Here is a 23,547-nt window from a genome sequence, read left to right on the forward strand (position 1 = left end):
GAAAATAGCTTGGACTCGGTGAGTGCAGTTGAAACAAACCTAAGGTATGTTTACGTACGAAATGAGCAACACTGGGTCGTTTTATCGCACGAAGTGGCCCTTGATCGGCAGTTATGTAGGGGGTCCGATGACGGTTCGTTTCTGCACTGCGAGCAGCGAGGTACGGCAACCGGCGGGGTGTTGCCGTACCTGGAGGCTCGCGGTGGCTACCGATCAGCGATCCGCTGAATCCGTTCGACCCGCTGAAGTCATTCGAATGACTAGAAGGACTGATGGCAAATGAGCGTTCATGCTGAGGTGGAGAGCCGGTCGGCAGCATTGCAGGATTCCGCTCATGTCGGCACCGACTGGCGTCGGGCATACCGGAAGCGGATTGCCGTGAGCGATTCGATCACGGTTCTGTTCGTGATCGCGCTCGCACAGATCGGCAGCATGTGGCCGCATCCGATCGAGTGGCTGACGCCACTCAAGGTGATTGCGTCTGCAGCGCTGGGAGGGCTGTGGATGATCGCGCTCGCACGCGGACGCAGCCGTCATCAGTCGATGCTGGGCGAGGGTAGCGACGAGTACGAGAAGGTGCTGCTCGCTACCGGCCAAGTCTTCGGAGTGGGCGCATTGGCCGGGATCATTCTCGGCGTAGGAATCGCGCGTAGCTATCTCATGATCGCACTGCCCGTCGGGCTCGCTGCGCTGCTTCTCGGGCGCTACCTCTGGCGACGCGACATTCGAAAGAAGCGTGCGAGCGGGGATTGCCGCAACTCGGTGCTGTTGGTCGGTGGACACGCGTCCGTCGTTGCTACTACGCGAGCCTTCGTGCGGGACTCCTCGGCAGGCTACGACGTTGTGGGAGCGTGCATTCCGCGTCGGGCGACCGCGCTGGACGATCACATCGTCGTCGACGGCGCAGCGGTCCCGGTATTGGGCAACGAGTTCGAGGTGGTCGAGGCAATGCGCGCAAGCGGCGCAGACACCGTCATCGTCACCGGAACCGAAGACCTCGGGCAGGTGGGCATACGCAAGCTGATGTGGGACCTCGAAGCCGAGGGCGTCGACATGGTGGTTTCACCGGTCGTAGCCGACGTGTCGAAGGCTCGCTTGATGTTTCGCCCGGCGGCGGGACTCCCGTTGATTCACGTTGCGCGACCGCGCTACCAGGGCGCCAACCGGCTTGCGCCCGCTGTTTTCGACGCGGTGTTCTCGATGCTGATGATCCTCCTCGTGGCGCCGGTCATGGTCGCCGCCGCCGCTGCGGTCAAGTTCACGTCGAAAGGTCCGGTGTTCTACAAGGCAGAACGCATCGGCCTCAACGGGAAACCGTTCCCTATGTTGAAGTTTCGTACCATGGTGGAAGGCGCCGATCAGCAGGTTGTCGATCTGATGGGGGACAACGAAGGCGCGGGAGGCGTGTTGTTCAAGATGCGGGAGGATCCACGAATCACGTCCGTCGGCAAGATCCTTCGTCGATTGAGCATCGACGAGCTACCACAGTTCTTCAACGTCATTCGCGGCGAGATGAGCGTTGTCGGTCCGCGGCCGCCGTTGCGGCGCGAGGTCGAGATGTACGACGACGAGGTTGCCCGGCGCCTGCTGGTCAAGCCTGGTATCACCGGTCTCTGGCAGGTAAGTGGTCGCAGTGACCTCTCGTGGGAAGAATCTGTTCGACTGGACTCTTCCTACGTCGAGAATTGGTCTATCCTGCAAAATCTTTCGATCATTAGTCGTACCGTCTCAGCGGTCGCGAAGAGCGACGGAGCGTACTGACTACGCGGTTGGTGCCGGCGCGGATATCCGCGCCGGGCACCCTCCTGTCAGCTGTCGAGCTCAACAATGCGAGAACAGATTCTTGACGTAGCCGGCAGTTTGGTAAACGTAGTTGAATGCCCACGTCCCGATCGAGAGTTCCGGACGGCTTGCGACCATGACCAGTTCTCCTTGATAACACTGCGAAATGATGTGCCGCGCCCGCGAGATATGAGGAACGAAAGTCACGACGATGACAGTCTTCCATCCGTTGGCATTGGCCATTCTCTCGATTTCGAACCCCTCGCCCTCGGTGGTGGACGGTGAGGGGACGAAACAGTCGACAGGGAAGTCGAACGTACCCTCGCAGATCGACCGCATCTTCTTGTCGTTGTCGCCGTAAGGATTCGAGAAGATCAGGCGTGGTGCGTAACCGTCTTTCATCAGTTGGATTCCGACCTCCTCGCGTCCGTCGTGTGCTCCGCCGAGGACAACGATAGCGTCAGCACTTCGTGGTGCATCGATCTTGGGTGAGACGAAGACGGGCCAACCCGCTGCCGCACCAAGGGCGAGGAGTGATAGAGGTATGCCCGCAATCTTCAAGGCCGATTTGATCTGTTTGATGGCCCCACAATACCTGGACCCAGGAGACGACGATGATCGGATGGCAACCACTTCGGACGGTGGCGGGGTTGACCGCCTTACGGGATGCCTATGGGCAGAACATGTCTGGACTCGTACCTGAGACCGGTGTGTATCTCGCCGACGACGGTTGGTGGATCGCTCTCACGGGTGCACCCGATCCCAGCTACAACCTTGCATTGGTCCATGGGGGTGATGTGCGGAAAAACACGGTCGCCGTTGTGGAACGAGTGCTCGCAGAGCGACTGCGCACCGTTGTCATGCTCGCCGGGGCGGGTCTGGATGCCGCGACCGTCCTCGCGGATGCAGGGTGGGTGTGCGTAGGTTCGAGTTCGCTGCGCGCGCTACCGAATTCTCCGTCAGCGCCGGATGCCGCGGTGCGGATCCTGGAAGGTGGCGACCTGCGTTCAGCACGGCAACTTGCGGAGGATGTTTTCGGTATCGATCGCGAATCTGCGACTCTGGTGTATCAGGAGGCGGCCCCCGACCGACCAAGTGAGCGTTCAGTCGTCGGCCTGTTCGAACTCGACACGCTGCAGACCGCAGCGATGCTGTCGTTCGGTAAGCCCATCAGCACTGTGTGGGCGGCCGGAACCAGGGCGCAAGGACAGCGGCGCGGACATGGGTTGCGGGTCCTTCGGCAAGTGTCGGCAGCCGCATTCGAGGCTGTCGGCGACGGCGCCGTGTGTGGTCTCGCCAGCGCTGCCGGCAATGCTCTGTACGACGCGAGCGGAGCCGAAATCGTCGAGTACTGGCAGATGTGGTCGCGACCGCGATGGCTACTTGGTAGCTGACATCAGCCGTCAGGTATGTTTGTGTGCGTTCGGCAAACTTTTGGTTTCTTTCAGCTACGCTTCAACGCGCGATCCAATCGGGGGTACTCAAGATGGCAGATTCGAGTACCAGGGATGCGGCGATACGTCGCGAACTCGGCGTTCCGCCCACTTTCGACCTGGTGAGGCATGCACGAAACCTTGCAAGAGTGTTCTTCCCCGCTCTTGTCATCGCATTGCTCGTCGGTGGGATTGTCTACGCTGTGCGGGGAAGCGCGACACCGGTGTATCAATCCGACATCGTCGCGGAGGTTCAGTCTGCCTCGCAGATCGTCGTGACGGACGCGAACCTCGGCCAGTTGGTTGCCCCCTATGTCGCACTGGCCACCGATAGCGATGTGGTTGCCGCCATCCACGACCAGTTGAATAACGGGTGGACGACAGCGGATGTCTCGAGCCACATCTCGGTGACGCCGGGTACTTCTCCGGCATTGGTATTCGTCAAGGCGACTGCCTTCAGTCAGGCTGACGCGGACGCGCTGGCACGAATAGTCGTCGCCACCTTGAGCGACGCGCAGGCGCGACGCAATGCAGACACGCTGGATCGTCGTACCCGAGTTCTCACCGACGACATCGCTCGATTGAACGGGGACTTGGACGCAGCGCGGCGAGAAAGCTTGGACGAATACGAGACGCCCGCCGACGATCCGACTATCAAGGCGGATCTCGACGCGAGGCTGGAGCAGTTGCGCCAGTTGAGATCGACCGTATCCGGTTCCGACCGACTGCAGTTGCTTTCCGCCCCCGCGGGAACGGGTCTGCCGGTTGCACCGAAGCCGCTCGTCGAGTCGGCGGTTGCGTTCTTGGTGGTCCTCATTCTCGCTGCCGAAATCCTCTCTGCCTGCCGGGGTCGATTCAGTTCGCGAGTGACCGACGCGTGGGCACGTCGAACGGCCCGGAAATACGGAGCCTCACTACTCCTGCAGCACTCCGAAGCCGCTGAGTTTCCACCGAACCTCGCGCTGACGATATGCCAGCGTGCAAGTCTCGGTGATCATGTCCTGGTGCTTTCGGGTGACGGCGTCCCCTCGACATCATGGGATGTTCCTGCGCACGTGCGATCCGGGGTCTCCCGATATTCGCTGAAGTCGGACTGGTGGAGCCGATTTGACTCCAATGGAACCGGGTTTGCCCTGGTTGTTGTCTCCGCACAGCAATCCAACCAACGGGAGATCGTCGAATGCCTCAGAGCCTTAGCCGAAGTCGATGTTGCGCGAACACTGGTACTCGTGGGTCCGTCTGCTCCCGAGCCTCTCCTCGACGTACTTACCCTCGCGGTGCTGCGTCGCAGACGCAGGCCCGCAAGTTCAGTGAAACTGGCGGCCGAGCCGACCAACTCGGCCACGAACTCACAGACCCCGTCCGACAGCGCCTGGGTGAAGTCCGGTGCGCCGCGGCTGAACGAGCCTTCCGTTGCCGTGCCCTACGGAATGGATACTTCCGACCTGGTTTCGAGGAGGGATCGCGCCAGCCTGGTGGATGCGAAAACGGTCAGTATTGCGAAGAAGAACCTGCCGAAGGGCACGGCTACGCCCAAGTCGAGCGCAGGGGTCGAGCTCGAAGAGCCGCAGGTCGTGCAGACTGTTGATGTCGAGGGGGCCGGAGTCGAGGCGTCCGTAGTGGAAACTTCCGGAGCGGAGACGACCAGCACTGATGCAACTGGTGTCAAGGCGTCCGGGGAAGCCGACAGCATCGACTCCGAAGCCTCGACCGAACGAATTATGTTGACCTCCAAGGATATAGCGGAAATTCGAAAGAGGAGGCAAAGAACTCGCGTGAGCCTTATACGTTCGGATTCAGCAGACGGACAGTCGGAATCCTGAAGGACCGGGCTTTCACTAGATCTTGGGTGTGCCGCACCCTCCAACTGCCTGTTTCACCGCCGCGAGTGCGGGTTTCGGAGTGTAGTTGATCGTGACCAGACCGAAGTTCTGTTCGATATCCGAAGTGTTGGTTCCGCGATCACGCATGCTGTAGATGAAAATGCGCTCGATGTAACCGAGCACCTTTGCTTGCGCGAATCCATCCGAGATGATGTTGGCCTGTAATTGCGGGCTGACGGCGGTCGGGCCTGTACCTGTCGGAGCTCCGAATTCGGTTGCCCAGACTTTCTTTCCGCTGTCCCCGTTCTGCACCATCGATTCTCGCATCAGTCGGATCCTGTAGAAAGTGTTCCAATTCTGGGTGGACGAATCCGAAGGTAGCGCAGGCCAACTGTACGGATGGATCGAAAAGACATCGAATGAAGACTTTGCTCCTGCCGCGTACATACCCTTGAGATATGTGACCGGTGAGATGTCGGATCCGTTGTCGACGGCCGGTGCCAAACCGCCGTTGAGAATCTTTGCACCCGGTTGTACCGCACGGATACTTGCAGATGCGGCTTTCAGGAGTGCAGTGTAGGTGTTCACATTCGGCTTGGGGCGGAAGAATTGTGTCAGGTTCGGTTCGTTCCAAATCTCCCAAGTGCTGATTCTGTTCGAGTACCGTTGTGCTGCTTGTTGTGCAAACTTGGCAAACGCGGCCGGATCGGATGGATACCCGTGGGTATCGCTGACCCCGGCGACGCGAGCCCAAGCCGGCGTGTACGTAACGATTCCCAAGACGCTCAATCCTTGGAGACGTGCTCGATCGACGACGCGGTCGGTTGCGCTCCAATTCTGTTGGCCCTTGGTTGATTCGACGGCGGACCAATCGACGTCGAACCTGAGCCAGGTCGCGCCGGCATTCTTCATTGCGGTCAGTTCTGCATCGAGATCATTCTGAGAGAGACCGTTGAGTGGGGCGCCCGCGGCGATCCCTAAACCAACGGAACTGCACGTCGAGTTCGGGGTTGGGGTTGTTGTTGGAACTGGACTCGGTGCACACGCGCTCAATGACCCGACAGTCAACAGGGCGCAGGCGAGGGACAATCGAAGTCGACTCACGTCGACCACCTTCTTTCCACAGTGACTCGAAACCGGTGCGGGACAGACAAGTTGGAAGCCGAACTAGATGACCAATCCGACAAATCAAAGAATTGCATGAATTGGGTCACTTGGCACCAGTCTCGAAGTCGGTTCTGCAGTACTTCCGTCCGGTTGGGTGCTACTGCGAAATGCGCCGGTTGGTATTGTCCGATTTTCTCGGTGACTGTGGTCGAAAATGATCAATAGTTCAGAGGCATCCTCCAGTTTCGTTTGCATCTTGCAACACGGCCATAGCGGGCTTCGGTTCGAAGTCGAGATTCAGAAGGCCAAAGTTTTGTTCGCGATCACCGGGATCGGAGCCGCGGTCCTGGAGACTGTAAACGAAGACCTTCTGAACGAACCCGAGGCTACGTGCTTCGTTGAATCCGTCACGCAGTATCTCGGCTTGCATCGACTCGGTCACAGCGTCGAGACCAGTTCCTGTTGGTGCCCCGAATTCGGTCGCCCAAATAGATTTGGTCGAGTCGCCGTTTGCAACCATTGTGTCGTGCATCAGCCGCATTCGATAGAAAGAGTTCCAGTTTCGAGTCAACGGGTCCGAGGGCAGTGCCGGGTAGGTGTACGGATGCATTCCGACAACGTCGAAGTGTTGTCCAGCTCCATATTCGTAGATGTTCGCGAGGAACGTCGTGGGGCTTATGTCAGCGCCGTTGTCAGTTGCGGGGGACAAGCCACCGGAGACAATTGTTGCGCCCGGTTGCACTGCCTCGATTGCTACGCTCGATGCGGCGAGCAGCTTCGAGTAATACTCAGGATCCGGCGTCGGATTGAAGAATGTTTGGAGATTGGGCTCGTTCCAGATCTCCCATGACGAAATGGAATTCGAGTAGCGGGCAGCGGCAAGCGCCGCGAACCTACCGAACTCGTCCGGGTCGGCCGGACGGGTATGCGTGTCAGGACTCGTCGCTGCCGGATCTCTTGCCCAGGCAGGCGTGTAGGTGATGAGACCCAGAATCTCGAGTCCGGAAGATTTTGCGATGTCCACGAGGCGATCGGTTCCGGACCAGTCGAAGGCGCCCTCGGTACTTTCGATGGCGGACCAGTCGATGTCGAATCTGACCCAGTGCGAACCCGATGATCGAATAGCTTCCACCGTTCGATCCATTTCGGCGTCACTCATTGCGGTATAGCCGGAACCAAGTGCGATGCCAGTATTGTCTGACGAAGGTTGAATTGCGCAAGGTTCGCCGGTTGCGGTAATCGAAGAATGGACTACCAATCCGACAATCAACAAGACCACTGCGACTGCGGCGACTCGACGTGCCTTAGCCATCGATGAGCTCCTTCAGCAGAGCCGGAAGATTCTTCTGGATGTCATATCGGTCCTCTACCTTCCGCCGGCCGATGCGTGACAATTCGGATCGTGCACTCCCGTCCTCCAACAGTCTCGTTATCTCGGCTGCGAGTTCTACTGAATCAGATGGCTCGACGAGCGATCCGGCGCCGTCCCCCAGCAGCTCGCTGGTGCCGCCGAGATCGGTTCCGACGACTGGCACTCCGATGCTCATTGCTTCGAGTGCCACGAGTGGGCCGGCTTCGGGAGAGGTGCTCGCAGAAATCGCGATGTCCCATCCTTTGATAGTTGCCAGTGAATCGACATATCCGAGAAATGTGACGCGACCCGCCAGATCCGACTGCTGTGCGCGTTCACGTAGCACTTGTGCGTACATTTCGTCGCCAGGGAACGGAAGTCCGGCGATTTCGAGTTGGACGTCTACTGTGCGGGCGATGGCATCCATCAACACCAAGTGGCCTTTCCACGGCGTCAGTGACCCGATGATTCCGACAACTCGGCGTGCCGGTGATCGAACTTCCGTTACCTCAGGGGGAACTACAACACCAAGTCGTGATACCGAGGTGGGAATTCCCAGCGAAAGAACAGGAAGCGAGGTCGGTCCGGAGACGGCGACTGCTCGTCGGATCCCGGGTTTTGCAATCCGTACGACGATTCGTTGTTTTGTGCTCGAGAGAGTGTCGTGGACAAGCCACGTTGCACGTTGCGGTACGCGGCCGAGCCTGATCACCGGCAATGCGAACAGTGAGTTGACTATCACGGTCGAGCTGGCCGACTGAGCCCGAGACGCAATGATGCGCCCGGCAATTCGCCAATTCTTTGCAACTTCGAGAATCGCCAGGACGCGTGCCAGACCCCCTTCGCCTCTGAGCGACAGGGTTGGTAGCGTGACCGTTTCGAAGTCGACTGACGCGCGTGCGCGATCCCTCAGCGGCCCTTCCGGACAAGCCAACGTTACCGTGAAACCCTGCTCGTGTGCCAACCGCATCAGTTGGAGCATGACCAGTTCGGCGCCGGAGATCTCTCCAGTGTGGCTGACGAAAATGATCGTTCGTGTCATTTTACTTCCCTGTCGGGTTTTACCATTGCGAGTGGCGACTTCCCGCCCGCGAGCGATACAAGTGCATAGATTCCGACTGTCCCAAGTGGAGCGAGAACCGAAACGACTGGCCATGGCACGCTCAACCTTTCGACGCAGATCGTTCCTGCCACTGTGACCACCGCGCAGAGGGCGACGGCCGCTCCGAGCGGGAGCATCGGAAACATTCTGTGAACCGGCAGACTTTGCCGCACTACAATCCAAATTGCAACGAAAAGAAGCAGTTCGGTCGATACGGTCGCAACTGCCGCTCCGTTGAATGACATTCGAGGAATCAACACGATGTTGACCACGATATTGAAGAGTAAGCCGCCCAATGCAATCCACGGATATATTCGATGCCGGCCGCTCGCAACCAGGATCATCAACCCCAACTGGGTGAGCATCGAGAAGCATGCGCCAAGCACCAACAGTCGCGTCGAGGTCCCTGCAATTGCGAACCGCTCTCCGTACAGAAAGGTGAGCACTCCGGTGGCAGCAGGCCAGAACGCGGCGATCGATGCGCTCCCGAGAACTGTCAGGACGATGAATGTTTCGCGGCTTCGTTCGCGGAACACTCCCACGCTGTCGGGCCAATATGACACGAGAAGTGTTGTTACCGGGGTGACTACGGTGATTGCGACGATTTGCAGAAGGTCCGCGAATTTGTACCCGATGGTGTACAAGCCGACCGAATCGAAAGTATCGAGCTTGCCCAAGAGCAGCACATCCACTTTGGACAGAAGCGTGACCAAAGCGAAGCCGATGCTCAAAGGGATTGCTTCGATCAGCATTTCCCGCCACCTACGAAACTGCGCTCGTGACGACGGCCTTGGCCCGGCGACGCCCTTTCGGACACCGCGCACTTTCACGACGGCCGCGACCACTTCGTTGATGACCGCAGGGATGACGAGAACGAGGAGGATCGGCTGCCACAAAACCGCGACGATGGTCGCGACAAGCTGGGCGAGTTGCCCGACGCCCTCGGCGATTGCGACATACGTCATGCGCAGGCGGCTCTGGTACATGACGGAAAGTGCATGGCTGGGAGTGGCAACGACAACGACCAAACCAGCGACCGCCGTTGCTTCGACCACTTCTGCGGGGTAGCGGAGAATCCAGACATAACCCACCGCGACGATGTATCCGAAAAGACCAAGGGCGACCCGTAGGGATATGAACGCGGTGGTGACCAGCGAAACTTCCCACGGATTGCACTCGACCAACTTCGCGAGCACCACTCGGCCGACGCCGAGATCGGTGACGACGGACAACAATCCGAGCAATCCGAAGATGAGGGAGAACTGACCGAATTCGTCAGGGCTGATCGAACGCGCGATCAGAACCGAGCCGGTCCACCCCATCGCTGCCACTGCGATCCGGCTTCCGAGCATGATCGCAGTGCTTCGGCGTGCATCGTTCGCAGTCAAATCCGGAGCGGCCGGCCCGTGGATTTTCGTCTCTCGCTCGCGACGTTCCTTCTCGAACTTGTCGATAGCGGCCTGGCGCAATTCGGCGAACTCTCGCGGCGATACGGGCTCGGTGCCCGTCGAATTGCGATTCGTCATGAGCAACTCACACGCTCAGCCCTGCAATGCGGTACGCGTCAACCGTGTATTCGGCTGTTCGGGTCCACGTCGATCGGGCCGCGACACGTGGCGCAGATATACGGAGTGCGGTGTTGACATCGTCGTCCAGGACGACTGAGCGAAGAGCGGCCAACCAGGAAGCCTTGTCGTGCTTGCGGACAAGCACGGCGGCGTTGTCGGCGAATTCGGTCAGTGCTCCGACCGCACTCGCAACCACTGCCGCGCCGCACGCCATGGCTTCGAGTGGCGGCAGACCGAACCCCTCGTAGTGGGAGGAGTATGCGACAGCAGTTGCGGCGGAATAGAGTGCCGGAAGGTCTTCTGTCGCGACGTAACCCAATCCTCGGGCGGAACGGGGCGCGTCGGGGCCCGTCGAGCCGGAGCCCGCCAGCAGAAAAGGAATCGACAGCTCCGTGCACGCTTCGGCGACCAGAGCGACATCTTTTCGAGGTTCGATCGTTCCGACCTGCAGCACGAATCGCTCCGGCAGTTTCAATCGCCGCCGAACTTCGGTCACTGCAGCTTCGGTGGGGATCGTGGCCCAGGATGCGGGTGCCAGCGGCGTGACAACGGCATGCCGACCGCTCAGTGCGAATATTCGTTCGGCGGTGAAGTCCGATACTGCAATGACGACGTCGGCCTTGCGTAGCGCCGCGGACAGGAGTCGGCGTTCGCCAGCTGCTCGATATCGACTGAAGGCCCACGGAACGTCGAATACCGACATGTCGTGAAACGTCGAGATCTTCAGGCCGCCTTGCCCGATCGGGAGGTCGACGTCGAGGCTGTGGAACAAGTCGCTGCCCGCGACCGGCACCATCGCCCACGCGGCTCTGCGTGCTCCGGAGGCAACAGGGCGCGTCACGGCGCGCACTCCGATTGGAATCTCATCGACAGCGTCGATTTGCACTGTTGCGCTGAGGTTCGTCGATTCGCTGATCAGTGGGGAGAGTTCTCGGAGTAGTTCGCGTGCATAGGTTTGGACGCCGCCCCCACCAGGTCGGAGTGCCATGGCTCCGAGGGTGATTCGTGATCGGATATCGCTTCTTTCTCCGAGTGGTGTTGAGTCAGTGCGCATCCCACGGTTCCAATCAGTAGCCAAAAGTAGAGGTCGAGGGGAAATATCTCGAAATATGTCGAGACGACAGAAGCGACCGCGGCCGCGACGATCGAGGCGCTGACACCGAGAGCCAAAGCGCCGTCCGAGCCGGGAAGCACACGCGATGCCCTCAGCGCGGACGCTCCGGAAGATATGAGGACCAGGACAAAAATCCACAAGCCGATCGGTCCGAGCTCGACTGCGACTTTCATGTAGTAGTTGTCGGGCTGATAGGGGATCAGCCCAAGTGTTGTCGCGGCCTTGATCGTCATCGTGTTGAGCATCGGTTGCGCTGCTTCCGCCGCCTTTGCCGCCGCGGATCCTGTTGCGCCCAAACCTTGCCCGAGTGGATGCACGAACAGCGAGCTGATTGTCGACGACCATCCGCTACCGCGTTCTTCGAGACTGTACGACGAGAACAGTGGTTTGACGATTGATGGTGGTGCCAACAGAAGTACGAAGGGAACGGCAGCGGCAGCCGCGCCGAACAACATCAAGATAGACCGATACTTGTATACGGCAATCCAGAGAAGCCCGACAGCCAACCCGATGTAGCTGGCCCGCACAATCGAGACTCCCATGCCTACGACCATGATCGGAGTTGCGGCCAGAAAGATAATGTTGCGCAGCCGTTTCGGATCCGCGAGAGCGACCGAAATGCCGACGATCAAACTCAGCATCACGAAGAGACCGAACGCAAACGGACCGGTGAAAGTGCTGAAGCTTCGCAAGATCGAGCCGGTGATTCGAATCTGCTCGGTGTAGCTGTAGCCGAGATCCACCAGGTATGCAGGCCCTACTGCTTGCTGAAGGAGTCCGATGACTGCTGTCAGTATCCCCATACCCATCAGGACGGACACGAGATGATCTCGGTCGTCCCGCGAGAACGGTGCGCGCCAGAGAATGACGGGTATCAAGATGTAGAAGTAGGTGATCTTTATCGATGTCACCCCGGCGATACCGGACAGAAGCAGTGCTGACGCGGAACCGAAAGCTACCCAGGCCGCGGCAGCCGGCCACCAAGGCATCGAGGGGCGCACTACCCGAAGGCGATTGGGGCTGACGAAGGTGCATCCCAACGTGAGCAGGAGCAACCCCTCCTTCCAACCGGCCATCGATGTCCCGCCGGGAATGATCGCCAACAGACCGTGGAGCGGAGCGAACAGTGCAACAAGCAGCAAGCCGCGTTGTGGTCGCTGGTAGATCGCAACGACGATGGGTACTGCGAAGATTGCAGCAACAATCATGAATGATGTGTTCACGCGATGAACCGGTTCGCATTCGCCGTGTGTGCCCGGGGAGCCGTCGCAATTCCGAATGCTTTCGCTATCGAAGAAATCGTCTTTGTTTGCACGATATTTCGGAGGTCACGATGGTAGGACGGGTGATCGCCGACCGGTGGCATGATCGCGTCGAACGTTTGTCCTCGGTGAGTCATCCGGGCAACGCCTTCGGGTCCGCGTTGCTGATTGAACCATGCGGCGTCCGCGGGGGAGAGGATGACGGTGGTATCCACCCCACGCTTGCAGAGTGCCTCCAGCATTACCTCAGGAACCTGCGTGATTCCTCTGATTCCCAGTAGCTTCCACGCTGAATAGGGGAGACGGGACTGCAGTACGCCTTTCACCCGTCCGCGGAGGGGAAGTTTCGTGGTTTCGGCACCTGGATCGATTCGAGGAGCCTCCGGCAAGACAGCATCCATCAGGGACTTCTTGCGCCTCACCGACCACAGAATCATGTTCACGAGTATTGTCGATCTCGCACCCATCTCGAGCGCCATGGACGCTGAGGTCCATGCCCCAGAACACAATCCGGTCATCACGAGGTTTCTCGGATCTGCGCCGAGTGCAGCAACGGCAGTACGTGCGTCCTCGTCTGCCGCGTGTGAATAGACCGACGTCGGATTGTCGGCGTCGATCGGGCCCGAGTCGCCGACCCCTCGTCGGTCGAATCGGAGACTCGTGACCGAGAGAGCCGCGGCCTCACGAGCGATGGTCACCCACGAGCGGCCAGGCCCGACTCGATGCTCGATTGCCGTAGTGAAGAACAGTAGTCCGCGCTCGGGAGGCGCATCGGTGGTCGATATGTTGCCTGCCTCGGATTCGGGAGAAGTTGCGGGATGCGTGCGGATCGCGAAGAGCTCCTGAGCACCGAATCGTTCCAACGTCTCGAACACCTCCTCGCCGACTTCGGTGATCGCGACGCGAGCTGTGGTGGTGATCGCGGGAGTGAACGCGGAGGAACTCGTGGGCGCGTGGCGATCCAACCACTGTGCGATTTCGCTGATGTGTGTGTAGGGGATGTCGACGTAGAAACTGGGAGGCGACGTGAACGCGTCGTGGTTCTCCAAGATCATCATCTCGGGATCAAGAGTTGCTGCGAGCCCGGCGACAGCCCTGCTGTCCAGTACCGAAGACTTCACGGCCAGAAGGGTGCGTGGACGTCCGAGAAATGGTCCGGTGATGCGGAGACGTGACAGTTGGTCGGCGCATTCGGGTGCCAGCACGCCACCCATGATCGACACACGTGAGTCGGCGGGATCGTCCTCTCCGACGCTGATCGCGTAGAACGCACGTTGTTCCCTGAGGTAGTTGCGGCCGGTCAGAATTGGGTCCCACAGGACTATCGAGTTGACGGCTCCGCACTCCTGCAATGCCGACGCTGCCAGGAGGGCCCCAACTCTCAGTCCGACGATACTGACGGATTCCGCGCCCGCTCGTCGGACATAGTCCACAGCGCTGACGATGCTCTTCAGCCAGAGGGTGAGAGCGTCAGGATCGTCTTCGGCACCGGCCGAGTCGCCGACTCCCGCGTACTCGAAACGAAAAGCGGCCATACCCTGTGCCGCGAGTTTTTCGCCGAGAAGTCGCATGCCGCGATAGGTGTCGATGTGCTCCTTGCCCAGCGGGGGACACATGACCACGGCTTCTCGGACAGTTCCTGAAGAGGGCAAGTGAACGAATCCGAGCAACGGCCTGTCTGCCGACTCGAACCACGTGGCCAGTTGAGTCTCGATGGTGATCACTCCGGTCAAGATCGGTTGCCTGTATGTTGCTAGTAAACATACCAGTAGTCTGTTTGGTGCCGATCCGGCAATCTCTAGGTTTGTGGAGCGCCAAAAAAGCGCATAGGAGTCCGAAAATGTCAGGTGTACTCGTCCATGAATGGATAGAGCGTTCGGGCGGCGCAGAGAAGGTGCTGGACGAGTTCGTCAACTGCTATCCGGACGCTGACCTGTATTGTCTGTGGAACGATGCTCCCGGGCGTTACTCGACAACCGATGTCAACGAAAGTGCGCTCGCTGCAACGCCATTGCGTCGTAGCAAAGCGCTCTCATTGCCTGTCATGCCGTTTACCTGGCGAGGGTTGGAGAACCGCGACTACGACTTCGCGCTGATCAGCTCCCACGTGTTTGCCCATCACGCAACATTCAGGGGGCAGTCTGCGCGATTCCGGAAATTCGTCTACGTGCACACCCCCGCCAGGTACGTGTGGAACCCCGAACTGGACGAGCGTGGAAACTCGCCACTCGCGAGGCTGGGATCACCCATTCTGCGCAAAATTGACCGCAAGAGAGCGTCGGAGGGGGCCTCGTTCGCAGCGAACAGCGAGTTCGTCAGTCGACGGGTTGAGCGTGCCTGGGGCGTGCAGTCACGGGTCATCCACCCCCCGGTGGACGTCGACCGGATCTCTGCCGTCGAGGATTGGCGGTCCCGTTTGAGCGAAAACGAACTTCAGCTACTATCCAGTTTGCCATCACCATTCGTTCTCGGTGCCTCGAGGTTCATTCCGTACAAGCGTTTGGACTGGGTGATCCGGGCAGCCGAGCGGGCCGGGACGGCTGCTGTCATCGCAGGGTCGGGCCCGGAAGAGGATCGGCTCCGCGCGATGGCTGACTCTGCGTCGGTTCCCGTTCGAATTGTTCGTCGCCCCTCGGATGCGTTGCTTTTTGCGCTGTATCAGCAGGCACTCGCATACGTCTTTCCGGCGATCGAAGACTTCGGAATCATGCCGGTGGAGGCGATGGCTGCGGGTGCGCGCGTGATTACGAACAGCATTGGTGGAGCTTCGGAAACCGTGACACCTGGTGTCGACGGACTCCATTTCCACGACGACAGTTGGGAATCGGTGGCCGAGTGCATCCGAGATGTCGCCGCGGTGGATGTGAATGGTGCACGCTCGTACGAGAAGTACTCCGTGCGCAGATTTCGTTCCGAGATCGCAACCTGGACCGGTGTTCCGGTGTTCGGCTACGCGAACAGTGTTTCGCCCCAGTAGTGTCCGTCGGCGAGACCGCCGGGGCACGCGAAGACGGCAGAACCGACGTGTTGGATGTATTCGTTCAGCGCATCGTGTCGTGAAAGGTTTTGCTGCATCGGAACAAATTGCTCGAACGGATTCCGGCAGTACGCAACGAAGAACAGTCCCGCGTCGAGGTGGCCGAAGCCGTCGGAGCCGTCGGTGAAGTTGTATCCGCGGCGCAAGATCTGAATCCCACCGAGTTCCTCGGCAGAGGCCAGGCGCACGTGTGAATCCTCCGGGATGACGAAGTCGTGGCCCATTTTGGAATCGAGATCAAGTTCGTCGAACTCGTCTTTGCCGCCGAGTGGCGCTCCGCTGCGTTTGGAGCGGCCGATGACGGCTTCCTGTTCCTTGAGTACTGCGCGATCCCACTGCTCGATCAGCATGCGGATTCGTCTGGCGACGAGGAATGAGCCGCCTGCCATCCAGGCCTGATCGTCAGTGGGATCAACCCAGACGTGCTGGGCGAGTGCGTTTGGATCTTCCGCCTTGATGTTGGCTGTTCCGTCCTTGAACCCGAACAGATTTCGTGGTGTCGCCTGCGTCGTCGAGGTCGAGGACGTTCGCCCGAACCCGAGTTGTGACCACTTGACCGACGCGGTCCCGAAAGCGACTCGCGCGAGGTTGCGGATCGCATGGACGGCAACCTGGGGATCGTTGGCGCACGCTTGGATGGCGATGTCGCCCCCGCTGCGATTCGGATCGAGGTTGTCCGCGCGGAAGTGGGGGAGATCGAGCAGGGCAGCAGGTTTCTTGTCTGCGAGCCCGAAACGGTCGTCGAAAAGTGACGGTCCGAATCCGATGGTCAGGGTGAGTTGCGACGGCGCGAGATCGAGTGCCTCACCGGTATCGCTCGGTGGCGCGTACGGACCGTCGCCGGTCGCTCCGTCCTCGGTTGCTTCCTGACCCGCTGTCATTCGTTCGGCCATCGCCGTCCACGTCTGCAGCAGCGTGATCAGTTCGTCGCGCGACTTCGTCGTCACATCGAAAGCGACGAAGTGCATGCGATCCTGGGCCGGCGTCGTGATGCCTGCCTGATGCTCGCCGCGGAATGCCACCACGTCTGCGAGATCGGTGCCGGAATTCTCGTCGGCGGTCACCCGCCCGATGACGGCACCGGCACCGGCCAGGACGGCGCCGGCCCCCACGGCGCCGAACAGTCGGCGCCGTGAGACCGCATGCGGTGCTGCGTTTTCCGCAGCGGGTGTGCCTTCTGGTGAATCAGTCATCTACTGTCCCGCGACTACTTCCTGGACCTGGCTGACCTCGGCGGACAGAGCATCGATTTTACGCGAGAGTTCTTGACGCTGCGCTTCGGTGACGGTGTCGTAGTACACGAATCCGTCGCCGACCCGGAACTGCGCCAGAGCGGCGTCGAGGTCGGCGAAGCGGTCCGCGATGCGCTGGGCGAGCTCGGGATTACGTTCCTGCAGAATCGGGTTCAGTGCCGCGATCGCCGCTTGTGAGCCGTCGACGTTGGCCTGGAAGTCCCACAGGTCGGTGTGCGAGAAGATGTCTTCTTCTCCGGTGATCTTGGAGGTCGAGATCTCGTCGAGCAGTCCTTGGGCGTCGCCGGCGATCTTGGTTGGATCGATCGTGTAGTCCTCGGCGTTCACCTGATCGGCAAGATACTGAATGTCTTCGAGCAGTTGATCGGCGACTGCGTTGGTATCCGGCTGAAGTCCGGTAACCCACAAATCCTTCTCGAGGCGGTGGAATCCCGTCCAGACCTGACCGGGCTCCAGGTCCGCTTCGCGCAGGTCAAGCTTGGGATCGAGTTCGCCGAAGCTCTCGGCTTCGGGCTCGATGCGCTCGTAGTAGGTACGTGCGATCGGGAACAGTGCCTTCGCCTGGTCGACGTTGCCGGACTGGACGGCGGCGACGAACTGAGCTGCGGTGTCCTGCAGCGCGACGATCTGGCTGCGGATGTACCGCCGGTAGCCGTCGGCAGCTTCGGCGAGTTGTCCGCTCTCGTCGGTGGCCGCCTGCGAATCGCCCGTGACGACGAAGTCCTGGCGGATGCCGGTTCCGACCATGCCCGGCTTGCACGCGAGTTGATAGGTCGCAGCCTCGGGGAGAGAGACGATCAGCTGCCGGGTAAGGCCGGGGCCGATGTTCTCGACTTCGCCCATCGCTCGATCACCCTCGGCGAAGACGTAGAACTCGGTGACCTTCGAGCCGTTGTTCGTCACCTGGAACGTCGAACTGCCAGTGGTCCCGGTGGTGGCACTGACGTCACACGAATCGTCGGTGGCCGTGACGACGATGTCGCCGTCGCTCGCCGTCGTCTTCTCGGTGCACGCGGCGAGGGAGAAGGGAAGTACCGCAGCCGTGGCCAGTACGAGGGTGGATTTACGCATGTCGGCAATGCCTCTCAGGATTTTTCGGGAACGTGTGTGTCGTGCGCAGGCGGGGCCGTCGGCTCGGTTGGCTTCGACGGAAGGGACGCAGGAAGAGCGCTAGGACGACTACGAGGTAGACGACCCACGCGACGGCTTGCAGGACCGTCGGATCCGGGCGGAAGTTGAAGATTCCGGCGAGGACGGTGCCGTACCAGGTCGACGGGTCGTAGCCGGGCGTCAGGTTGAACGCGAGATTCGAACCGCCCGGAAGCACATTTCCGGTCTGTAGAGCGCGAACACCGTACGAGAGGATTCCGGCGGCTACGACGATGAGGAAGATCGCCGTGTACCGGAAGAACGTCGTCAGGTTGAGCCGGAGGGCGCCGAAGTACATGGCGACGGTCAAGACGGCGGCCAGGAGAATTCCGAGGAGCAGTCCGACCAACGGCCAGGAGCTGCCTGCGGTGTTCTCGGCGTATCCGACCATGAGCAACGCTGTCTCGACGCCTTCACGACCGACCGCGAAGAACGACAGCGACAAGATGGCGACGGGGCCGGCGATCAACGCCTTCTCCATCCCCGCTTTCAGATCGCCGGAAATGTTCTTCGCAGCCGTGCGCATCCACAGGACCATGATCGTGACGATGACGACGGCGACCAGGGAGGCAACGCCCGCGATGATCTCTGCGGTCAGGCCGTCGACCGTCGACGTTCCGTAGTGGATCGCGAAAAAGATGATCGCCACCATTGCGACGGCGATCGCGACGCCGAGCCACACCCATTTGAGTGCATCCCTGCGCTGAGCTTTCACGAGGTAGGCAGCGAGAATCATCACCACGATGCCCGCTTCGAGGCCTTCGCGCAGACCGATCAGGCCACTACCGAATAACTGGGTGGCAACTGATGGTGTGCTCGCGGCAGCGAGTACCGACACGGGCACGGGCGACTCCTGACTGAGTGAGTGCGACAGCTTCTGCCGAACGTATGAGGCTAGGCCAGCCTTAACTCAGAAGAAGATACTCCACAATCGGTGGTGAACCACGCCCTGACCTGTACTTTTACTGTTCTTTACCAATGGATTCGGGAGTACTTCGCTCGCATGTGGATGATGGAAGGGTGTACCGAACTCCCGCAGCCCGCAGAAGTCCCCGGCGTCTCTCGAGAGTCGTAGCCGCAGTAGCTGCCGGAACAGCCTTGCTGGGCGCAGGCATCGTGGCGTGTGGATCGAACGAACCGAAAGTAGCCATTCCGGAGGGCATACCCCCAGGTACCGGCTCTCCGACGCCACCGATCGACATCAATGCCCCCGGCCGCAGTGCTGATCAACTCGCCGACTGGGCCGCGGGATTGTCGGACGACATCGGGATAGGGACGACGGCACTCGAGGCATACGGGTACGCCGCTGCGGTCATGGCCGAGACGCTTCCCAGCTGCGGAATCGGGTGGACGACATTGGCCGGTATCGGCAGCGTCGAGAGCCGCCACGGGACCTACGACGGTTCGTCGGTCGATGCGTTCGGCCAGGTCGCCCCGACCATTCGGGGAATCCCTCTGGACGGCGGCCCGGGAGTTGCCGAGATCCCCGACACCGACGGCGGGGCGATGGACGGCGATCCAGTGCACGACCGTGCGATGGGGCCCATGCAGTTCATCCCTGAGACGTGGCTCAAATGGGGAGTCGACGCCAACGGCGACGGCCGGGTGGACCCGGACAACATCGACGACGCTGCCCTCACCGCCGCCCGTTACCTGTGTGCACGCGGGGGAGACCTCACTGCCGCTGCCGGGTGGCAGCAGGCGCTCATGGCGTACAACCTCTCGGGCGACTATCTCGCGCTCGTTCGTGATCGTGCGTCGGCGTATTCAGTCGGGGTACGGCCGGACTGACGGCGATCGATCCGCAGGTCGGGCCCGTGACCGCGCGTCGATAAAGAAGCCTTCGGCCCGTGCGGTTAGGCTGTGTGCTGGCACTACAGAGGTGCTGGCACTGCAGAGGCCCAGCCGCGATCGTGGTCCTCTTTCGACCGGAGGGGTCGGAGCCCAAGTGTCAAGCACGCAGAGCGTGCCCCAATGCGAAGCCCATTCGAAGGAGAACCACACAGTGGCCAGTATTGAGCAGGTCGGAGCTCGCGAGATCCTTGATTCACGTGGCAACCCCACGGTTGAGGTCGAGGTTCTGCTCGAAGACGGAAGTTTCGCCAGGGCTGCGGTGCCGTCCGGTGCTTCCACCGGTGAGCACGAAGCCGTCGAACTGCGCGACGGTGGCGCACGCTACGGCGGAAAGGGCGTCGAGAAGGCCGTGGAGGCTGTGCTCGGCGAGATCGCTCCGGCCATCATCGGCATCGACGCAACCGAGCAGCGCACGGTTGACCAGGCGCTGCTCGACGCAGACGGCACCCCGGACAAGTCGCGTCTGGGCGCAAACGCTCTGCTCGGTGCCTCGCTTGCCGTGGCTCGCGCCGCTGCCGAGTCCTCGGGCCTCGAGCTGTTCCGCTACGTCGGTGGCCCCAACGCTCACGTTCTCCCTGTCCCGATGATGAACATCCTCAACGGTGGCGCGCACGCAGACACCGGTGTCGACGTCCAGGAGTTCATGGTTGCTCCCATCGGCGCGCCGAGCTTCAAGGAATCGCTGCGCTGGGGTGCCGAGGTCTACCACTCCCTGAAGTCGGTCCTCAAGGAGAAGGGCCTCTCCACCGGTCTTGGTGACGAAGGCGGATTCGCTCCCGACGTCGCGGGCACCAAGGAAGCACTCGACCTCATCACGATCGCCGTGAACAAGACCGGCCTCAAGCTGGGCACCGACGTCGCGCTCGCTCTCGACGTCGCCGCCACCGAGTTCTACACCGATGGCACCGGCTACAAGTTCGAGGGCAAGAACCGCACCGCGGCCGAGATGGCGGCGTTCTACGCCGAGCTCATCGACGCCTACCCGCTCGTTTCCATCGAGGATCCGCTCGACGAAGACGACTGGGACGGCTGGGTCGCACTCACCGATCAGATCGGCAACAAGGTCCAGCTCGTCGGCGACGACCTCTTCGTCACCAACCCCGAGCGCCTCGAAGAAGGCATCGTCAAGGGTGCGGCAAACGCACTCCTGGTGAAGGTCAACCAGATCGGCACTCTGACCGAGACCCTCGACGCCGTCGATCTCGCTCACCGCAACGGCTACAAGACGATGATGAGCCACCGTTCCGGCGAGACCGAGGACACCACCATCGCCGACCTCGCGGTTGCCGTCGGCAGCGGTCAGATCAAGACCGGTGCTCCGGCCCGCAGCGAGCGCGTTGCCAAGTACAATCAGCTGCTGCGTATCGAGGAGAACCTCGGCGACGCAGCACGTTACGCCGGCGAGGTTGCGTTCCCGCGCTTCGCTTTCGAGGCCTGACGGAAATCTAAGATTCAGTAGTGTCTGCACAGCGCGGTAAGCCACGATCCCCCGGCGGAAGTCCGGGGGGTCGTGGTTCCCGTCGTGGGGACACACCGTCGCGTGCGCGTCGTGACAGTGCTCGACGCCCACGCGCGTCGGAACCGGCATCTTCGGTCGATCCGGCAGCAGTTGATTCCGCTGTGACAGACCCCGCGCAACCGGGTGTCTCCGCTGAGAAAGCGTCGGCGCGTGGGTCGAAGTCGGCCCGGGGGAAGAGTGGAACCAACAAGTTCTGGTCTCGGCTTCCGAAGTCGGACAACACCATTTTCGGCTTGTCTACCAGTCGGGCCGTTGTGCTCGCGATGGTTGTGCTCATGCTGGCGCTGACACTGGCAGTGCCGCTGCGTACGTACATCAGCCAGCGTTCGGATGCCGCACAGGTGGCGGCCGAACGTCAGGTGCTCGAGGAAGAACTGCGAAAGCTGCAGGGCCAGAACGCGCGCTTCGACGACCCTGCGTACATCGAAGCTCTTGCACGAGAACGCCTTCGGTACGTCAAACCGGGCGAGACCCCCTTTCAGGTTCAGCTTCCCGGCGACTACAAGGAACCCGAGAAGAAGCAGGAAAAGGAAACACCGCTGACAGGTCCGTGGTATCGCGATCTGTGGCAAACGATTTCGGAACCGCCAGTGGTTCCCGAGACGACGACACCGGCCCCGATGCCGTTGGCGCCGATAGAGCCAGAAGAACAAGGAGTACCCACCGGGTGAGCAACACGTCCGAAAATTCCCCACAGGTTTCACAAGCGGATCTCGACGCCGTTGCCGCTCAATTGGGCCGTGAGCCACGCGGAGTGATCGAGATCGCGTACCGCAGCCCGGACGGTCAGCCCGGCGTCGTCAAGACTGCCCCCAAACTTCCGGACGGAACACCGTTCCCGACGTTGTACTACCTCACCGACCCGCGACTGACGGCCGAAGCGAGCCGTCAGGAATCCGCCGGTGTCATGCGTGAAATGACTGAACGCCTGACCCAGGATCCGGAACTTGCCGCGGCCTACCGGCGGGCATACGAGTCGTACCTTGCCGAGCGGGACGCGATCGAATCTCTCGGAACCGACTTTGCCGGTGGCGGGATGCCGGATCGCGTCAAGTGCTTGCACGTGCTGATGGCGCATTCGCTTGCCAAGGGTCCCGGCGTCAATCCGCTCGGTGACGAGTCCGTTGCCTTGGCCGGCCACGGAAAGCTCCGCGGAACTGCAATTCCCGCGGACTGGCCTGGCATCGACGATGCCGACACCGCCGACCGGTGACTCGCCGTGTTGCCGCAGTCGATTGCGGTACCAACTCCATTCGACTGCTGATCGCCGACGTCGGCGCCGACGGCCGTCTGGTGGATGTCCGCCGCGAGATGCGCGTCGTGCGACTGGGCCAAGGTGTTGATGCGACAGGGACATTCGCGCCCGAGGCCATCGAACGCACCCGGGTCGCGCTGGTCGAGTACGCGTCGATGATCGCCGATGCCGGAGCAACCGCCGTTCGAATGGTCGCGACGTCGGCTACTCGCGACGCTGCGAATCGGGAAGACTTCTTCACGATGACGCGGGACGTGCTCGGTGCGGTGATTCCCGGATCCGGAGCGGAGGTGATCACCGGCGACGAAGAGGCGCGACTCTCGTTCGGTGGTGCTGTGGGAGAACTTGATCCCTCCGAGGGCCCCTTCGTGGTAGTCGATCTCGGCGGCGGGTCCACCGAAGTTGTCCTCGGCGACGCGTCGGGCGTCCAGGCTGCGTACTCCACCGACATCGGCTGTGTGCGCGTCACTGAGCGATGCCTACCGTCGGATCCGCCTACGGCAGAGCAGGTTTCCGAGGCGACGGCTTTTGCGACCGCGAAATTGGCCGAGGCATTCGAGGCCGTGCCCGTCGAGAAGGCGCACACCTGGGTGGGTGTCGCTGGAACCATGACGACGCTGGCCGCGATTGCTCAGGAACTCCCGGAGTACGACGCCGAGAAGGTGCACCTGTCGAGGATTCCGTTCAAGCAACTTTTCGACGTGTGCGAGCGACTTACCGCCATGCCTCGGGTTGATCGCGCCGCCTTCGGACCGATGCATCCGGGGCGGGTGGACGTCATCGGCGGCGGAGCGATCATCACCACGGTGCTGGCTCAGACATTCGAAGCCAGAGCCGGGATCACCGAACTGGTTGTCAGCGAACACGACATCCTCGACGGCATCGCGATGTCGATAGCTCAGACCCACCCGATAGTCTGATTCCCGACGCACCCGACC

Annotated in this window: 20 protein-coding genes; 9 read left to right on the forward strand and 11 right to left on the reverse strand. The window is 61.0% G+C overall.

The genetic code is table 11. From position 1 onward, the window contains the following. Positions 1–279 precede the first annotated feature (279 nt). Entirely contained in the window at positions 280–1,761 is a 1,482-nt protein-coding gene (locus EEB12_RS23990) for a sugar transferase (RefSeq protein WP_141488619.1), read from the forward strand. 60 nt (positions 1,762–1,821) lie between these two features. Here EEB12_RS23990 and EEB12_RS23995 read toward each other — a convergent pair whose 3' ends face one another. After that, the gene (locus EEB12_RS23995; RefSeq protein WP_020970286.1) at positions 1,822–2,343 is read right to left on the reverse strand and encodes a YdcF family protein; all 522 of its coding nucleotides are present in this window, start codon (positions 2,341–2,343) and stop codon (positions 1,822–1,824) included. Positions 2,344–2,396: 53 nt separating this feature from the next. Between EEB12_RS23995 and EEB12_RS24000 the strand changes: the two genes are divergently transcribed. Then, positions 2,397–3,176 (forward strand): N-acetyltransferase, encoded by a 780-nt coding sequence (locus EEB12_RS24000; RefSeq protein WP_141488620.1) that lies wholly within the window; start codon positions 2,397–2,399, stop codon positions 3,174–3,176. A gap of 92 nt (positions 3,177–3,268) precedes the next feature. Then, positions 3,269–5,038, forward strand: coding sequence for a hypothetical protein (locus EEB12_RS24005; protein WP_141488621.1), 1,770 nt, complete (start codon positions 3,269–3,271; stop codon positions 5,036–5,038). 15 nt (positions 5,039–5,053) lie between these two features. Here EEB12_RS24005 and EEB12_RS24010 read toward each other — a convergent pair whose 3' ends face one another. The 7 genes from EEB12_RS24010 to EEB12_RS24035 form a co-directional block, all read right to left on the reverse strand. After that, positions 5,054–6,151, reverse strand: coding sequence for a cellulase family glycosylhydrolase (locus EEB12_RS24010; RefSeq protein ID WP_020908554.1), 1,098 nt, complete (start codon positions 6,149–6,151; stop codon positions 5,054–5,056). A gap of 220 nt (positions 6,152–6,371) precedes the next feature. Next, positions 6,372–7,457 (reverse strand): beta-xylosidase, encoded by a 1,086-nt coding sequence (locus EEB12_RS24015; protein WP_141488622.1) that lies wholly within the window; start codon positions 7,455–7,457, stop codon positions 6,372–6,374. Further along, complete coding sequence (locus EEB12_RS24020; protein WP_019744638.1) at positions 7,450–8,538, reverse strand: glycosyltransferase family 4 protein; 1,089 nt, start codon at positions 8,536–8,538, stop codon at positions 7,450–7,452. Before EEB12_RS24020 ends, EEB12_RS24015 begins: the two co-directional genes overlap by 8 nt. Next, entirely contained in the window at positions 8,535–10,124 is a 1,590-nt protein-coding gene (locus EEB12_RS24025; RefSeq protein WP_097388146.1) for a flippase, read from the reverse strand. Before EEB12_RS24025 ends, EEB12_RS24020 begins: the two co-directional genes overlap by 4 nt. 7 nt (positions 10,125–10,131) lie before the next feature. After that, positions 10,132–11,154 carry a glycosyltransferase family 4 protein gene (locus tag EEB12_RS24030; RefSeq protein WP_258537192.1) on the reverse strand — a complete coding sequence of 341 codons (1,023 nt, stop codon included), beginning with the start codon at positions 11,152–11,154 and terminating at the stop codon, positions 10,132–10,134. Next, positions 11,082–12,488, reverse strand: coding sequence for an O-antigen ligase family protein (locus EEB12_RS30555; RefSeq protein WP_020970281.1), 1,407 nt, complete (start codon positions 12,486–12,488; stop codon positions 11,082–11,084). The genes EEB12_RS24030 and EEB12_RS30555 overlap by 73 nt, the downstream gene beginning before the upstream one ends. A gap of 11 nt (positions 12,489–12,499) precedes the next feature. Beyond that, entirely contained in the window at positions 12,500–14,266 is a 1,767-nt protein-coding gene (locus EEB12_RS24035; protein ID WP_258537207.1) for an alpha/beta hydrolase, read from the reverse strand. 116 nt (positions 14,267–14,382) lie between these two features. Here EEB12_RS24035 and EEB12_RS24040 point away from each other — a divergent pair, with 116 nt between their 5' ends. Then, positions 14,383–15,519 carry a glycosyltransferase gene (locus EEB12_RS24040; RefSeq protein ID WP_019744633.1) on the forward strand — a complete coding sequence of 379 codons (1,137 nt, stop codon included), beginning with the start codon at positions 14,383–14,385 and terminating at the stop codon, positions 15,517–15,519. On the opposite strand, the gene efeB is transcribed toward EEB12_RS24040, so the two are convergent. Genes efeB through efeU form a run of 3 tightly spaced genes read right to left on the reverse strand, consistent with a single transcriptional unit; the run spans position 15,492 to position 18,819 of the window. Next, on the reverse strand, positions 15,492–16,772 hold the full coding sequence (gene efeB / locus EEB12_RS24045) for an iron uptake transporter deferrochelatase/peroxidase subunit (protein ID WP_141488624.1): 1,281 nt from the start codon (positions 16,770–16,772) through the stop codon (positions 15,492–15,494). The two genes, EEB12_RS24040 and efeB, sit on opposite strands and share 28 nt — an antisense overlap. Then, on the reverse strand, positions 16,773–17,903 hold the full coding sequence (efeO, locus tag EEB12_RS24050; protein ID WP_019744631.1) for an iron uptake system protein EfeO: 1,131 nt from the start codon (positions 17,901–17,903) through the stop codon (positions 16,773–16,775). Further along, positions 17,896–18,819 carry an iron uptake transporter permease EfeU gene (efeU, locus tag EEB12_RS24055; RefSeq protein WP_141488726.1) on the reverse strand — a complete coding sequence of 308 codons (924 nt, stop codon included), beginning with the start codon at positions 18,817–18,819 and terminating at the stop codon, positions 17,896–17,898. Before efeU ends, efeO begins: the two co-directional genes overlap by 8 nt. 140 nt (positions 18,820–18,959) lie before the next feature. Between efeU and EEB12_RS24060 the strand changes: the two genes are divergently transcribed. From EEB12_RS24060 to EEB12_RS24080, 5 genes are all read left to right on the forward strand, one after another. Then, positions 18,960–19,772, forward strand: a complete 813-nt coding sequence (locus tag EEB12_RS24060; protein ID WP_019744629.1) for a lytic transglycosylase domain-containing protein — start codon at positions 18,960–18,962, stop codon at positions 19,770–19,772. 214 nt (positions 19,773–19,986) lie between these two features. Further along, positions 19,987–21,273, forward strand: coding sequence for a phosphopyruvate hydratase (gene eno / locus EEB12_RS24065; protein ID WP_019744628.1), 1,287 nt, complete (start codon positions 19,987–19,989; stop codon positions 21,271–21,273). 20 nt (positions 21,274–21,293) lie between these two features. Beyond that, positions 21,294–22,025, forward strand: a complete 732-nt coding sequence (locus tag EEB12_RS24070) for an FtsB family cell division protein (RefSeq protein WP_042952506.1) — start codon at positions 21,294–21,296, stop codon at positions 22,023–22,025. Next, entirely contained in the window at positions 22,022–22,567 is a 546-nt protein-coding gene (locus EEB12_RS24075) for a DUF501 domain-containing protein (protein ID WP_020908542.1), read from the forward strand. Before EEB12_RS24070 ends, EEB12_RS24075 begins: the two co-directional genes overlap by 4 nt. Next, a complete protein-coding gene (locus EEB12_RS24080) occupies positions 22,564–23,529 on the forward strand; it encodes a Ppx/GppA phosphatase family protein (RefSeq protein ID WP_060939525.1) in 966 nt (321 codons plus the stop codon). Before EEB12_RS24075 ends, EEB12_RS24080 begins: the two co-directional genes overlap by 4 nt. The last annotated feature ends 18 nt before the right edge of the window (positions 23,530–23,547 follow it).

The sequence above is a fragment of the Rhodococcus sp. WS1 genome (genome assembly GCF_003797745.1).
Classification (GTDB): Bacteria; Actinomycetota; Actinomycetes; order Mycobacteriales; family Mycobacteriaceae; genus Rhodococcus_F; species Rhodococcus_F erythropolis.

Coding starts and splice junctions, on each gene's coding strand:
- EEB12_RS24020 (WP_019744638.1), bottom strand. CDS start 8,538: ATGACACGAACGATCATTTTCGTCAGCCACACTGGAGAGATCTCCGGC.
- EEB12_RS24000 (WP_141488620.1), top strand. CDS start 2,397: ATGATCGGATGGCAACCACTTCGGACGGTGGCGGGGTTGACCGCCTTA.
- EEB12_RS24060 (WP_019744629.1), top strand. CDS start 18,960: ATGGATTCGGGAGTACTTCGCTCGCATGTGGATGATGGAAGGGTGTAC.
- EEB12_RS23990 (WP_141488619.1), top strand. CDS start 280: ATGAGCGTTCATGCTGAGGTGGAGAGCCGGTCGGCAGCATTGCAGGAT.
- EEB12_RS24015 (WP_141488622.1), bottom strand. CDS start 7,457: ATGGCTAAGGCACGTCGAGTCGCCGCAGTCGCAGTGGTCTTGTTGATT.
- EEB12_RS24040 (WP_019744633.1), top strand. CDS start 14,383: ATGTCAGGTGTACTCGTCCATGAATGGATAGAGCGTTCGGGCGGCGCA.
- EEB12_RS24030 (WP_258537192.1), bottom strand. CDS start 11,154: ATGGCACTCCGACCTGGTGGGGGCGGCGTCCAAACCTATGCACGCGAA.
- efeB (WP_141488624.1), bottom strand. CDS start 16,772: ATGACTGATTCACCAGAAGGCACACCCGCTGCGGAAAACGCAGCACCG.
- efeO (WP_019744631.1), bottom strand. CDS start 17,903: ATGCGTAAATCCACCCTCGTACTGGCCACGGCTGCGGTACTTCCCTTC.
- EEB12_RS24005 (WP_141488621.1), top strand. CDS start 3,269: ATGGCAGATTCGAGTACCAGGGATGCGGCGATACGTCGCGAACTCGGC.
- EEB12_RS24025 (WP_097388146.1), bottom strand. CDS start 10,124: ATGACGAATCGCAATTCGACGGGCACCGAGCCCGTATCGCCGCGAGAG.
- EEB12_RS30555 (WP_020970281.1), bottom strand. CDS start 12,488: ATGATTGTTGCTGCAATCTTCGCAGTACCCATCGTCGTTGCGATCTAC.